Here is a 13,402-nt window from a genome sequence, read left to right on the forward strand (position 1 = left end):
GCGGCGCACAGTCCGGCGCCCCGGAAGTTGGGTGCCCGCACCCAATGTGCGCCCCGAACACCCCCACCTACTGTGACGCTCGCCCACCCCCCAGCACGTCGGAAAGGGCGTCACTCATGCTCGCGGTCGACGGTATCAGCGTGCGCTTCGGCGGGATCACGGCCCTGGACGGTGTCGCGTTCACCGTCGAGCCCGGCACCGCCGTAGGGCTCATCGGGCCGAACGGAGCCGGCAAGACCACCTTGTTCAACTGCCTCACCAGGCGCTGCACCCCCGATGCGGGAACCGTGCGGTTCGAGGGAGAGGACCTGCTCGCCCTTCCGCCGCACACCGTGGCCGGGCGCGGCATCGCCCGCACCTTCCAGAACCTGGGCCTGTTCCCGCGGCTCACGGTCCGGGAGAACGTCATGGTCGGCGCCCACAGCCGGGGGCGCACCGGACACCTCGCCGCGGCGCTGCGGCTGCCCCGGGTCCGGCGAGAGGAGAGGGAACTGCGTGACCAGGCAGACGATCTGCTACGGCGGCTGGGCCTGGCGGGCGTCGCCGACCACCCAGCCTCCGGACTGCCGTTCGGCACGCTCAAACGCGTCGAACTCGCCCGGGCGCTCGCGGTACGGCCGAGGCTGCTGCTGCTCGACGAACCCGTCAACGGGCTCAGCCACGGCGAGGTCGGCGACTTCGCGGATGTGGTCCGGTCGATGCACCAGGACTTCGGCCTCACCCTCGTGGTGGTCGAACACCACATGGGCTTCGTGATGGGCCTGTGCGACAAGGTGGTCTGCCTCGACTTCGGCCGCAAGATCGCCGAGGGCTCGCCGGAGGAGATCCAACGTGACGCGGCGGTCATCGAGGCGTACCTGGGAGTGGCCGTATGAGCGAGCCCACCACCGGCCCCACCGAGTCCACCGACTCCACGGAGAGTGCGAAGCAGCCGGACTTCCTGCGGGTCACCGACCTGCACGCCGGCTACGGCCAGGCGCGCGTACTCCAGGGCCTCGACTTCTCCGTCGCCCGCGGCGACGTCTGCGCGATCCTCGGGCCCAACGGCGCGGGCAAGACCACGACGCTACGGGCGCTCTGCGGCATGGTCCGCGGCCGCGGCTCGATCACCTTGAACGGTACGCAACTGCTGGGCCGCTCGCCCGAGCAGGCCGCCCGGCTCGGTGTGGCGCACGTACCCGAGGGCCGCGGCACCTTCAACGACCTGAGCGTCGAGGAGAACCTGCGCATCGGGGCCCACCTGCGCATGCGGCGCCGTGCCGAGCGGGCGGCCGTGGCGGCCGACCTGGAGCGGATCTACGGCTACTTCCCCAAGCTGCGCCAGCGCTCGCGGCAGGCCGCGGGCAGCCTCAGCGGCGGGGAGCAGCAGATGCTCGCCATCGGCAGGGCGCTGATGCTGCGGCCCTCTCTGCTGCTCCTGGACGAGCCGTCCCTGGGCCTCGCCCCGCTGGTCACCCGCGAGTTGTTCGAGATCGTCCGTGCCGTCAACGAGGAGGATCGCACCACTGTGGTCGTCGTCGAGCAGAACGCCCAACTCGCGCTGGACATCGCGCACCGGGCGCACGTACTGGAGGCCGGCCGCCTGGTGCTGTCCGGGCCGGCCCAGCAGATCCGCGAGGACGGGCAGGTCGCCGAGGTGTACCTCGGTGTCTCCGTCGGCGCCCGGAAGGCCGGGTGAGTGCCGTGACCGAACTTCTCCAGCAGGTGGTGGAAGGGCTGGGCTCCGGCGCGGTGTACGCCAGCCTGGCACTGGCCCTGGTGCTGATCCACCGGTTCACCGGGATCGTCAACTTCGCGCAGGGCGAGCTGGCCATGCTCTCCACATACGTCGCCTGGCAGCTGGTGGCGTCCGGGATGCCGTTCTGGCTGGCGCTGCCGGTCACCCTCGCGGTGTCCTTCGCCGGCGGCATGCTGGTCGAACGGATCGTCATCCGCCCCGTGCAGGGTGCGCCCGAGCTGACGGTCGTCATCGTCACGGTCGGCCTGTTCATCTTCGTCAACGCGCTGGCCGGCCTGATCTGGTCGTTCACCGTGAAGGACTTCCCGCAGCCGTTCCCCGACGGCGGGCTCGACCTGGCCGGAGTGCGCGTGGACTGGTCGACGCTCGGGATCATCGGCGTGGTGGCCGTCGTGATGGGCCTGCTGTACCTGCTGTTCCAGCACACCTCCATCGGCCTGGTGATGCGGGCGGTCGCCTGCAACCCGGCCTCCGCCCGGTTCTCGGGCATCGGGGTGAGCCGGGTGCTGATGCTCGGCTGGGGGCTGGCCGCGATGGTCGGCGCCGTGTCGGGCGTACTCGTCGCCCCGCTGCTGTTCCTGGAGCCCAACATGATGGGCGGAGTGCTGATCTACGCCTTCGCCGCGGCCACCCTCGGAGGCTTCGACAGCCCGGTCGGCGCCGTCGTCGGCGGCCTGTTCGTGGGTGTCGCCGAGACGCTGACCGGGGCGTACGTCGATGTGGTCGGCGCCGATCTGAAGGTGGGCGTCCCCTTGGTGATCATCCTGGCCGTGCTGCTGGTGCGGCCCCAGGGCCTGTTCGGACGAGCGGCGGTGGAACGGGCATGAGCACGATCACCGCACCCCTCGGCATGGACCGAGCCCGGCGCCTGCGGGCCGCGCTCACCCTCCTGCTCACGGTGGCAATCGCCGTCGGCGCACCGTTCTACTTCGCCCCCTTCCAGGTCTTCCAGCTGACCATGGTGCTGCTGTACGCCGTGGCGCTGGCGGGACTGAATCTGCTGGTCGGCTTCGGCGGGCAGATCTCGCTCGGGCACGGCGCGTTCTTCGCGGCGGGCGCCTACACGTCGGCGGTCATGCTCGACCGGTACGACACCGGCCACCTGACCACCCTGCCGGTCGCGGCCGCCGGATGCTTCCTGCTGGGCCTGGCTTTCGGCGTGCCCGCGCTGCGGCTGCGCGGCCTGTACCTGGCCCTGGTCACCCTCGCGTTCGCAGTGTTCCTGCCGCCCCTGCTCAAGCGGCTCGAACCGGTGACGGGCGGTTCCATGGGCTTGACCGTGGACAAACTGCAGCCGCCCGAGTGGAGCGGGCTGGCCGAGGACCAGTGGCTGTACCTCGTCGTCCTCACCGTCACCGCGGTCGCCCTGCTGCTCGCCCGCAATCTGCTGCGCTCCCGGGTCGGCCGGGCTCTGCTCGCCGTACGGGACAACGAGAGCGCCGCCGAGGTCATGGGCGTACGGCTGTCGCTGCACAAGACCCTCGCCTTCGCGTGGAGCGCGATGTTCGCGGGCGTCGGCGGCTGTCTGTACACCTGGGTGATCGGCTTCGTCTCGCCCGACTCCTTCAGCTTCGTCCTGTCCATCACGCTGCTGGCCGGCCTGGTGGTGGGAGGGCTCGGTTCGCTGTACGGGCCCCTGCTGGGGGCGGCGTTCGTGATGTACGTGCCGAGCGTGTCCCAGGACCTGAGCGAGGCGGCACCGGGAGTGGTCTTCGGCCTGCTGATCATCACGGTGATGTTCGTGGCGCCGACGGGACTGGCCGGTCTGCCGGGCCGCGTCCGGGCCGTCGTCGCCCGTCGCCTGCCCGGCCCCGACCGCACGCCCGACACCGGCTCCGCGTCCGGCGTGGAGCCGGCGCCCCCAGCCGCATGCGTGCCCGGTGAACGGCCCGAGTCCCCGGCCGCATCCGAATCCTCCGCGGACACCCCCGCGGACCCCGCAGTTGCCGATGCCGAACCCGTGGGCGCACCGCCCCGCACCGAGAAGGAATGACTCACATGCGCAAGACCACCGCTGTGCGGGCGGCCGCGGCCGTGACCGCCGCCCTGCTCACCGCGACCGCCTGCAGCAGCCAGCGAGGACAGGACTCCCAGGACACCGCCGCCGATGGCGCGTGCAAGGGCCAGCAGACCACCGGCATCACCGACAAGACCATCAAGCTGGGTGGGATCTACCCGCTGTCGGGACCTGCGTCCGCGTACGGCACGATCAGCAAGGGCGTGGCCGCCTACTTCGACCACGTCAACGACAACGGCGGCATAGACGGCCGCAAGGTCGACTTCGTCGTCCGTGACGACGGCTACCAGCCGCCCAAGGCGGTCGAGGAAGCCCGCAGACTGGTCGAGCGGGAGAAGGTCTTCGCCGTGTTCCAGAGCCTCGGCACCCCGTCCACGGCAGCCGTCTGGGACTACCTCAACAAGCAGAAGGTGCCGCAGCCCTTCGTCGCCACGGGTGCCTCCGTCTGGGGCACGGACGACAAGCACCCCTGGACCATCGGCTGGCAGCCCAACTACGTGTCCGAGGCGCGGGTGTACGCCAAGTACCTCAAGGACGAGAAGCCGAAGGCCGAGGTCGCGGTCCTCTTCCAGAACGACGACTTCGGCAAGGACCTGCTCGGCGGGTTCAAGGAGGCCGTCGCCGGCAGCGGCGTCAAGGTGGTCGCCGAGGAGAGCTACGAGGTCACGGCCCCCTCCGTCTCGGCGCAGATGACGAGCCTGGCCCGATCGAAGGCGGACGTGCTGCTCAACATCACCACGCCCAAGTTCGGCAGCCAGGCCCTCGCCGCCGACGCCAAGAACACCAAGTGGAACCCGCTGCACATCGTCAACAACGTGTCCTCGTCGGCGGCCGTACTCAAGCCCGTCGGGTTCAAGAACGTCCAGGGCGTGGTCTCGGCGACCTACTTCAAGGACCCCGCCGACCCGCAGTGGGCCGACGACCCGGAGATGAAGACGTACACGGACGCGCTGCGCAAGTACGCGCCCGACTCCGACCCGGCCGACCAGTTCAATGCCTACGGCTGGGCCGCCGCCTCCAGCCTGCACAAGGCGCTGGACGCGATGGAGTGCCCGACCAGGGAGGGGCTGCGGGAGGCGGTGCGCAACCTGAACGACGTGAAGGTGGGCATGCTGCTGCCCGGGGTCACCCTCGCCACCGGGGCCGACGACGCCTTCCCGATCGAGACGATGCAGCTGATGCGGTTCAAGGGCGAGCGGTGGCAGCTGTTCGGCGAGCCGGTCGACACCCGCAAGGAGTTCGGCCCGCTCGCCGAGTGAACCGGCGGGGGCGGTCCCGGTCGATGCCCGACCCCTGGGGACCGCCCCCGCCTCGTCCGTGCCGTGCGGACAGGCGCCCTCGTGCTCAGACGGCGTTCACCGGCTGCGCCGCTTCGGGGCGCTGATGAGCGGGCGGGGGCCCGCCGTGATGCTCGCATGTCCGCCACCTGCACCACGCTGCGGGCGAGGCCGCGGTCTCCCCGGGTTCAATAGGCTTACATGGCATCAGCAGCCGAGTGCGTGTCGACGAACGTCCCGCCACCGGCCTGGAACGTCGGCGGCCGGGGACAAGGTGGTGTCCAGCGGTGGAGAAGCGGATGACGGAGCTCAGCGACCACGACGATCCGTTCGCCCTGCATCTCGCCGCCTTGGCGGTGCTCGACGACCGGGGAACGGTGGTCGCATGGAACCGGCGGGCCAAGGAACTGCTCGGTCATCCGGACACAGCCGTGATCGGTCGTCCGGCGTTCGAGGTCCTTGTCGATCCCGGCGATCTGCCGGCGGTCAGGGACGCCGTGACGAGCTGCAGGAGCACCGGCGGCTGGTTCGGGGTGCTCAACGTGCGGCACCGCGACGGGCGGCTCGTGGAGATGGGGCTCCGGGCCCATGCCCTCTCGCGTGCCGGCCACATCCGTGAGTGGTTCCTCGCCGGGGCACCCGCGGTCGAGGTCCTGGAGTGGCAGAGGGACCGCGCGGTGCTCGAGGGGCTGTACCGCCGGTGCCCGATCGGTCTGGTCGTCCACGGCCCCGATCTGAGACTTCTCCGGGTCAACCGGGCCATCGAACGCTTCAGCGGCGTCCCGGAGGCACAGTTCCGGGGGCGGCCCACCGGCTGTTTCCTCGTCCCCGACGACGCACGCAGGGCCGTGGACCGGGTGCGCCAGGTCATGGAGACCGGAAGGCCGACGGTCTACTCCGAACAGTTCGTTCGCCTGCAGTGGGATCCGGCACAGGAGCGGGTCGCGATGGTCTCGTCCTTCCCGATGGTGGATGCGTCGGGCCGCATCCTGGGTGTGGCCGAGATGATCGAGGACATCACCGAACGCCATCGGGCCCAACGCCGGCTCGCGCTCCTCGACCAGGCCGGCAGCCGCATCGGAACCACCCTCGACGTGGCGGAGACCGCCCGGGAACTCGCCGAGGTGATGGTGCCCCACCTCGCCGACCACGCCTCGGTGGACCTGCTGCAGTCGGTGACGCGTGGTGAGGAGCTGACACACACGCCGGCGGAGCCGGTGGTGCGTGTGGGCGTCAGCGGCGTCGGCGCCCAGCAAACCGGCCCGCCCCATCCCCACGGTGTGCCGGTGGAGTTCGGGCCTGACACGCCCCAGGCCAGATGCCTGGACGAGGGCGAGCCCGTCCTGGAACCGGTCCTCCCGCCCGAGTGGTTCTCCACGCGAGGCCGCCAGGGGGCCCACGCTCCGGAGCTGAGCGCCCACTCGTTGATCGTGGTCCCTGTTTCCGCGCGGGGCCTGGTGCTGGGCGTGATGACCCTGTGGCGCTCGCGCCGCCCCGATCCGTTCGAGGCGGACGATCTCACCCTCGCCCAGGAACTCGCCTCGCGCGCCGCCGTCGCCATCGACAACGCCCGGCGCTTCACTCAGCAGCAGCAGACCGCGTTCGCCCTGCAGAGCAGCCTGCTGCCCCGGGCGGTTCCGGATCAGTCGGCCGCCGAGGTGGCCCTGCGCTACCTGCCGGCCAGCGCGGCCCCCGGCCTGGGCGGCGACTGGTTCGACGTCATTCCCCTGTCCGGGGCCCGGGTCGCCCTCGTCGTCGGCGACGTGGTGGGACGCGGCATCCACGCCGCTGCCACGATGGGCCGGCTGCGTACCGCCGTCCACACGCTCGCCAGTCTCGACCTGGAACCGGACGAGGTCCTCTCCCGCCTGGACGATCTGGTCCTGCTGCTGGTGGCCGAACAGGAAGCGGCCGGCGAACGGCCGGTGGGGGAGCAGGTCGTCGGGGCCACCTGCCTGTACGCCGTGTACGACCCGGTCTCCGGGCGGTGCTCCGTGGCCCGCGCCGGCCACCCGCCGCCGGTGGTCACCCCTCCGGACGGACGGGCGGCTCCGCTGGACCTGCCCGCCGGCCCACCGCTCGGCCTGGGCGGCCTGCCGTTCGAGGCCCGGGACGTCGAGCTGGCCGAGGGAAGCCTGCTGTGCCTGTACACCGACGGGCTCATCGGCGAACGCCACATCGATCCCGACGTCGGCCTGACCAAGCTGTGCGCGGCACTCACCCGACCCGAGGACGCGCTGGAACGCACATGCCAGGCGGTGGTCGACTCCCTCGTTCCCGCGCGCCCCGGCGACGACGTCGCGTTGCTGATCGCCCGCACCCGCGTGCTGCCACCGGACGATGTCGCTTCCTGGCGGCTGCCGCTGGAGCCCGCCAGTGCCGCCCGGGCCCGGGCACTGACCTCGGCCAAGCTGAGCGAATGGGGCCTGGAGCACCTGGCGTTCACGACCGAATTGATCGCCAGCGAACTGGTCACCAACGTCTACCGCTACGCCGGCGGACCCGCGACGCTGCGGCTGATCCGTGAACGGTGTCTGGTGTGCGAGGTCAGCGACACCAGCCACACCTCACCCCATCTACGCCACGCCCGGACCACCGACGAGGGCGGGCGCGGTCTGTTCCTGGTCGCCCAGATGGCCGAACGCTGGGGCGCCCGCTACACCCGCGACGGCAAGACCGTCTGGACCGAACAATCACTGGCCGGCACGTTCGCCTGACCGTCCCAGGCCTTGCCACTCCTGGCCGGGGACCGCCATCTCCCCCAGCAGTGACCAGTCGTGCTGCGGAACGTTCATATGGACGATGCGCGGCGTCTCGGCCAGATGGGGCGGCAACGTCTGCTGCGCGGCCTTGAAGTGCGCGGACTGCACATGCGCGGCCCCGGCCTCGTCGTCGCGGAAGGCCTCGACCAGGACGTACTCCGTCGGGTCCGCCACACTGCGCGACCAGTCGAACCACAGGCAGCCCGGCTCGGCGCGCGTGGCCCGGGTGAAGTCAGCGGCGATCTCGGGCCAGCGGTCGGCGTGCTCGGGACGGACCCGGAACTTGGCGGTGATGAAGATCATGGGGATTCCTTCGATGACGAGTTACTACGACTGGAGTACCAACTGGCCGTCCGCGTAAGGAAGAGCCTTGGCGCGCGGCTTGGTCCTGACCAACTGCCCGGCCACCTCGACCTCGAGCACACGCTGCGCGCCGTGGTCCGTGACGCCCTGCAGGCTGCCGGGGAAGGTGTTGGGACCGGGATCCGTGACGATCTTGACATACTCGGGCCGGACGCCCGCCTGCGCGTCGTTCGTGCCGTGCGGGCTGTCCCGGGCAGCGGACAGCGTGACGCCGGCCAGCGCGAGGGATCCTTCACCTGCGATGAACTTCCTGACCGTGTACCACGACGGCGTATTACGGCATCGTCCCGTCGAGCCCGGGCTGACGGGCCGCCTCCGCGGCGTCGGGCGGACCACGCCGGCGGCACCGAAGCCGCTCGCGCAGCCCGCCCGCGTCGCCGTGGTCAGTCGGCCGCGGCGAGCAGCCGTGCCTCGTTCTCCTCGTACAGCCGCCGGTTCTCCCCGCTGTCGGCGGGGCGGCGCCGGTGGTCCAGACGGCTGCCCAGCCAGCCCGCGAGGTAGCCGAAGGGGACGGAGACCAGTCCGGTGGACTGCATGGGGAACAGGGCGAAGTCGGCGTCCGGGAAGGCGGCGGACGGCGTGCCCGAAACGGCCTTGGAGAAGACCATCAGCACCAGCGCGCAGGCCGCGCCGCCGTAGAGGGAGGCGAGCAGACCGGTACGGGTGAAGCCCCGCCAGAACAGGGAGTAGGTCAGCGCGGGCGCCACCGCCGATGCCCCGATGCAGATGGCCAGAGTGGTCAGCACGCCGACGTCCCAGTTCTGGACCAGGGTGGCGAGGCCGATGGCGAGGGTTCCCACGGCCACACTCGTCCATGCAGCCACCGTCATCTCCGTACGCGGCTCCGCCTGCCCCCGCCGTGCCACCTGGGCGAACAGGTCGTGGGCGAGCGAGGAGGCCGCGGCCAGGGTCATCCCCGCCACCGACGACAGCAGGGTGATGAACACCATGCCCGCCACGGCCGAGTACAGAATCGTCGTGCCCGCGGAGCCGGGTGCCCCGCCGAGCATCTGCGACAGCATGAGCACCGAAGTCCTGCCGTGCGGGTCGGCCGCGATGATGGACTGTGAACCCACCAGCGCCGCCGCGCCCGTCCCCATGATGATCACGAGCAGGCAGAACGTGGTGACCGTGCCGACCGCCCACGACATGGCGCGACGCACGGCCGGCGCGTCCTGCGCGGAGTACAGACGCATCGTGATGTGGGGCAGGCAGGCCACACCGAGAACCACGGTGATCTGGAACCCGATGAAGTCCAGCCGCTCACCGGCCGAGGTGCCCAGCTGAAGTCCCTGCTGGAGGAAGGCGGGACCCGCGCCGCTGCCCTGCTGGGCGGCCCTGAGCATGGCGCCGAAGCTCCAGTCGAAGCGGTTCATCACCAGGGCGGCGACGCCGGCGCTGGTGGCGAGCAGGAACACGATCTTGACCATCTGAACGAGCGCGGTGCCTCGCATACCGCCGAGCGCCGCGTAAATGATCATCAGGCTGCCGACCATGACGATGCTGCCGGTCCTGGCGCCCGCCACGTGCGGTAGATCGAGGATGAAGGTGAGGAGCGACCCGGCCCCGGAGAGCTGGACGATCAGGAAGGGCACGGTCGCCGAAAGCGTCACCAGACAGGCCGCGACACGCACGGCCCGCCCGGGCATGTTGCGGGCCAGGACGTCACCCATCGTGAACCGCCCGGCGTTGCGCAGGGGTTCTGCCAGCAGGAACATGAGCAGCACCAGGGACAGGGCGGTGCTGACCGCGAGGACGTAGCCGTCGTATCCGGTGAGCGCGATGATGCCGGTGGTGCTCAGCACCGTGGCCGCGGAGATGTAGTCGCCCGCGATGGCCAGGCCGTTCTTGAACGGGGTGAGCGAGCGGTAGCCGGTGTAGAAGTTCGTCAGGTCGTCGCGGTCCGGCCCCGCCATCACGCACATGAGCAGCGTGAGGGTGACCAGGACGGTGAACAGGAGCAGGACGGTGGCCTGTGTCCCGGAGCTGAAGTCGTTCATCTCGCCACCCCGGTGTTTCTGCCGGCGGTGACCGCCTGCTCCCTGACGGCCCGGGCCAGCGGATCCACCCGATGCTGTGCGCTGCGTCCGTACCAGAAGACCGCGACGAAAGTGACGACGAGCTGGAGGAGCCCCAGGGTCATGCCCAGGCTCAGTTCGCCGGCGATCTTGGACCCCATCAGCTCCGGGGCGCCGCAGGACAGCACGACATACAGCACGAAGGAGCCGAGCGCGGTGAGCGTGGAGACTCGGCGGAGCAGTCGGTAGGCCGAGCGGAGGGCGGCGAGATCGGCGCCGTGCCGAGGAGCCTCCTGCGCGTACGGCTCGTCCCAAGGGGCTTGCCCGTACGGCTCGTAGCGAGGCGCGTCGTAGCGAGGCGCGTCGTAGCGAGGCGCGTCGTAGTGAGGGGCGTCGTAGCGAGGGGTGTCGTAGTGAGGGGCGCCGTACCCGTACGGCTGGGGATCGGTGTGCGGCCGGTGCCATGCCGGGGACGCTGGTGGTGGATACCGGTTCTCGTCGGAGTGTGTCATCGCCTGGCCTTCCACTGCGGCTCGGATCCCTCGAGGTGAACGGGGAGAAATGACTCAGCGGCGCACCATACCGACTGGTTGGGATGTCTTGAAGCCGGTGGCGGATCACGTTTCGGGGTCGATGCGGACCCGGCTCCCCGGGCACCGGGTGGTGATGTCGGTGGTGCGATGACGACTCCGCTGTCCGTCGGCGGGAACAAGCGACAACAGGCCGGCGCGGTCCCCGTAGACCGGAATCCAGCTTCAGCGCGAGATCCGTCGTCGGCAGCATGGGAGCGTGCCTCTTCGACGGATCATGAGCGTCGGGCACCGTTCCCTTGGCCGCAGGATCCGTGGGAGTCCACTGCTCGGCACCGGCGGGGCTCGTCATCAGCTCCCAGTCGCCACATCAACACCGAGCAGGCGACGATCGGCGCGTCGGCAGCTCAAACCCGAGTACGGCGGTCAGGCTCCTGGTGAGCTCGAACGGCTCGACCCGGCTTCCAGGGAGGGAAAGTCCATGGTTCTGCCGTCCCAGTAGATGAAGGACAGCCCGGAGCCGAGCCCGCACAGCATGGGCTCGGAGAAGCCGAGCCCCTCATGCCGCAGGACAGGTAGACGACCTGCTCCAGCACCGATCCGGGTGCCGCCACCAGTTGGTGCAGCCGCGGTGATCAGAGCGTTGGCCAGGCTCCGGTAAATCCAGGAGGCGAGGGCCGCTACGGCGAAGCTGGAGGCGAGCCCCATTCCGCCGCCGAAGAGTACGAAGCGGGCGAAGGCAGCGAAGATGCCAGGTTCCGTCTGCTGCTGGCTCTGCGCTGTCCGGATAATCCGACCCCCCCAGACGGTGCGTCAGCGCGTCACGGGGTGAGCCGCACGCGGATGCCCAGCGTCCGGTTCGCTCCGCGCAGCCAGCTGTCGAAGATCATGAGACGGCCGACGATGCCGTACTTGCGGGCGATGAGTGAGCGGTAGCGGGCGCCGGTCGCGGCGTCGGTGATCTCGGCGGTGGCCGGGACCGAGTCACCGGTCGGGGTGCCGCGCAGGTCGCAGGGGCCGACGAGAATGTCGCCGCGGGCCCGGATCCGCTTGACCTTCCAGGAGTCGGCCGGGGTCCGCACGCCCAGCGTGTCTCCGTCGCGCACCACCCACACCGGGGTGGCGACGGGGGCGCCGTTCCTGCGGTAGCTGGTGATCAGCATGTACTTGCCGGCGGCGAGTTGCTCCAGCAGCGCAGCGTTCATGGTGCGTTCCTGCTCCTTGCTGCTGAGTTCGAGGTCGTTGGCCACTGGGGTGGCGTACTGCGAAGTCACTTCGCGCACGAAGAGGCCTTCTTCCGAGGAGGGGGCAGGGATGGTTCAACTCAGCGGGACGTCGAGGACGGCCTTGCGGTGGCTGAACGTCTCGATGGAGTAGCGGCCGTGGTAGTTGCCCATGCCGCTCTCACCGACGCCGCCGAAGGGGAGCGTCGGCACGGCGAGGTGGCGCATCGGCAGGCCGAAGCTGAGGCCGCCCGAGGAGGTCTCGGCGGCGAGGCGGCGCTTCGTGGTGTTGTTGTCGGTGAAGGCGTACAGGGCGAGCGGCTTGTCGCGGTCGTTGATGAACCCGATGGCCTCGTCCAGGTCCGCGACGGGCAGGATCGGCAGGATGGGGCCGAAGATCTCCTCCCGCATCACGGGTTCGTCGGGCCGGACATCGGCCAGCACGGTCGGGGCGATGTACTTGTCCGCGCGGTCGGTCTGCCCGCCGGTGACGGTGCGGCCGGAGGCCAGCAGCGCGGACAGCCGGTCGAAGTGCCGCTCGTTGATGATCCGTCCGTAGGCGTCGGAGGTCTGCGGGTGCTCACCGAACAGCCCCTTGATCGCATCGGTGAGGGCGGCCTGGAGCCCGGTGGCGGTGTCCGGGTCGGTGAGGACGTAGTCGGGGGCGACACAGGTCTGTCCGGCGTTGGCGAACTTCGTGACGGCCAGGCGCTGCGCGACCGTGGTGATGTCGGCGTCGCGGTCCACGAACACCGGTGACTTGCCGCCGAGTTCGAGGACGACGGGGGTGAGGTTCCGCGCGGCGGCGGTCATCACGATGCGGCCGACGGTGCCGTTGCCGGTGTAGAAGATGTGGTCGAAGCGCTGCTCCAGCAGCACGGTGGTCTCCGGTGCGCCGCCCTCGACGACTGCGATGGCGTCGGTGTCGAGGTACGCGGGCAGGAGCTCGGCCAGCAGTGCCGAGGTGCGGGCGGCGTAGTCGGCGGGCTTGATGACGACGGCGTTCCCGGCGGCGAGCGCGCCCGCGACGGGCACGAGCAGCAGGTTGACCGGGTAGTTCCACGCCGCGATGACCAGGGCGACACCCAGGGGGTCGAACACGGTGCGGGCGGTGCTGCCGGGGACGCCGGGCACCGTCACGGGGGCGGGCTGCGGGGCGGTCCACTCCTCCAGGTGCTCCAGGTATTCGTCGATCTCGGCGATCGTGAGGTCGATCTCCATGGCGTCGGCTTCGGCGCGGTTCTTGCGCAGATCGGTGTAGAGGGCCTCGGCTATCGCCGCGCGGTTGTCGGTGAGCAGGTCGCGCAGACGGGTCAGTTGCTGCCGGCGCCAGGCCAGTGGCTTGGTGTGGCCGGTGCGGAAGGTGGCGCGCAGTCGGTCGACCAGCGCGGTGGCTTCGGCGGCGGTGAAGCTGTCGTCGAGGGTGAAGGCTGCCTTGGTGTCAGTCACAGTCGTGTCCCTGTTCCGGTCGGGG

12 protein-coding genes are annotated in these 13,402 nt (G+C 70.4%); 6 read left to right on the forward strand and 6 right to left on the reverse strand.

Features of this window, described 5'->3' with window-relative positions:
- Nucleotides 1-116: 116 nt before the first annotated feature.
- From AC3ETA_RS13540 to AC3ETA_RS13565, 6 genes are all read left to right on the forward strand, one after another.
- Entirely contained in the window at nucleotides 117-875 is a 759-nt protein-coding gene (locus tag AC3ETA_RS13540; RefSeq protein WP_432193115.1) for an ABC transporter ATP-binding protein, read from the forward strand.
- Entirely contained in the window at nucleotides 872-1,678 is an 807-nt protein-coding gene (locus tag AC3ETA_RS13545) for an ABC transporter ATP-binding protein (protein ID WP_432193116.1), read from the forward strand. Before AC3ETA_RS13540 ends, AC3ETA_RS13545 begins: the two co-directional genes overlap by 4 nt.
- A gap of 5 nt (nucleotides 1,679-1,683) precedes the next feature.
- Complete coding sequence (locus tag AC3ETA_RS13550; RefSeq protein ID WP_432193117.1) at nucleotides 1,684-2,565, forward strand: branched-chain amino acid ABC transporter permease; 882 nt, start codon at nucleotides 1,684-1,686, stop codon at nucleotides 2,563-2,565.
- Nucleotides 2,562-3,731, forward strand: coding sequence for a branched-chain amino acid ABC transporter permease (locus AC3ETA_RS13555; protein WP_432193118.1), 1,170 nt, complete (start codon nucleotides 2,562-2,564; stop codon nucleotides 3,729-3,731). Before AC3ETA_RS13550 ends, AC3ETA_RS13555 begins: the two co-directional genes overlap by 4 nt.
- A gap of 5 nt (nucleotides 3,732-3,736) precedes the next feature.
- A complete protein-coding gene (locus AC3ETA_RS13560; RefSeq protein ID WP_432193119.1) occupies nucleotides 3,737-5,014 on the forward strand; it encodes an ABC transporter substrate-binding protein in 1,278 nt (425 codons plus the stop codon).
- A gap of 317 nt (nucleotides 5,015-5,331) precedes the next feature.
- Nucleotides 5,332-7,749: a SpoIIE family protein phosphatase gene (locus AC3ETA_RS13565; protein ID WP_432193120.1), complete on the forward strand. Its 2,418-nt coding sequence runs from the start codon at nucleotides 5,332-5,334 to the stop codon at nucleotides 7,747-7,749.
- On the opposite strand, the gene AC3ETA_RS13570 is transcribed toward AC3ETA_RS13565, so the two are convergent.
- The 6 genes from AC3ETA_RS13570 to AC3ETA_RS13595 form a co-directional block, all read right to left on the reverse strand.
- Nucleotides 7,726-8,097, reverse strand: a complete 372-nt coding sequence (locus AC3ETA_RS13570) for a putative quinol monooxygenase (protein WP_432193121.1) — start codon at nucleotides 8,095-8,097, stop codon at nucleotides 7,726-7,728. The two genes, AC3ETA_RS13565 and AC3ETA_RS13570, sit on opposite strands and share 24 nt — an antisense overlap.
- A 24-nt stretch (nucleotides 8,098-8,121) precedes the next feature.
- Nucleotides 8,122-8,493: a TOBE domain-containing protein gene (locus tag AC3ETA_RS13575; protein ID WP_432193122.1), complete on the reverse strand. Its 372-nt coding sequence runs from the start codon at nucleotides 8,491-8,493 to the stop codon at nucleotides 8,122-8,124.
- Between the two features lie 47 nt (nucleotides 8,494-8,540).
- On the reverse strand, nucleotides 8,541-10,157 hold the full coding sequence (locus AC3ETA_RS13580) for a sodium/solute symporter (protein ID WP_432193123.1): 1,617 nt from the start codon (nucleotides 10,155-10,157) through the stop codon (nucleotides 8,541-8,543).
- Nucleotides 10,154-10,687, reverse strand: coding sequence for a DUF485 domain-containing protein (locus tag AC3ETA_RS13585; protein ID WP_432193124.1), 534 nt, complete (start codon nucleotides 10,685-10,687; stop codon nucleotides 10,154-10,156). Before AC3ETA_RS13585 ends, AC3ETA_RS13580 begins: the two co-directional genes overlap by 4 nt.
- A gap of 839 nt (nucleotides 10,688-11,526) precedes the next feature.
- Nucleotides 11,527-11,910 (reverse strand): PPOX class F420-dependent oxidoreductase, encoded by a 384-nt coding sequence (locus tag AC3ETA_RS13590; RefSeq protein WP_432193260.1) that lies wholly within the window; start codon nucleotides 11,908-11,910, stop codon nucleotides 11,527-11,529.
- A gap of 114 nt (nucleotides 11,911-12,024) precedes the next feature.
- Nucleotides 12,025-13,377 carry an aldehyde dehydrogenase family protein gene (locus AC3ETA_RS13595; RefSeq protein ID WP_432193125.1) on the reverse strand — a complete coding sequence of 451 codons (1,353 nt, stop codon included), beginning with the start codon at nucleotides 13,375-13,377 and terminating at the stop codon, nucleotides 12,025-12,027.
- Nucleotides 13,378-13,402 lie beyond the last annotated feature (25 nt).

It is taken from the genome of Streptomyces sp. bgisy027, assembly GCF_057710365.1.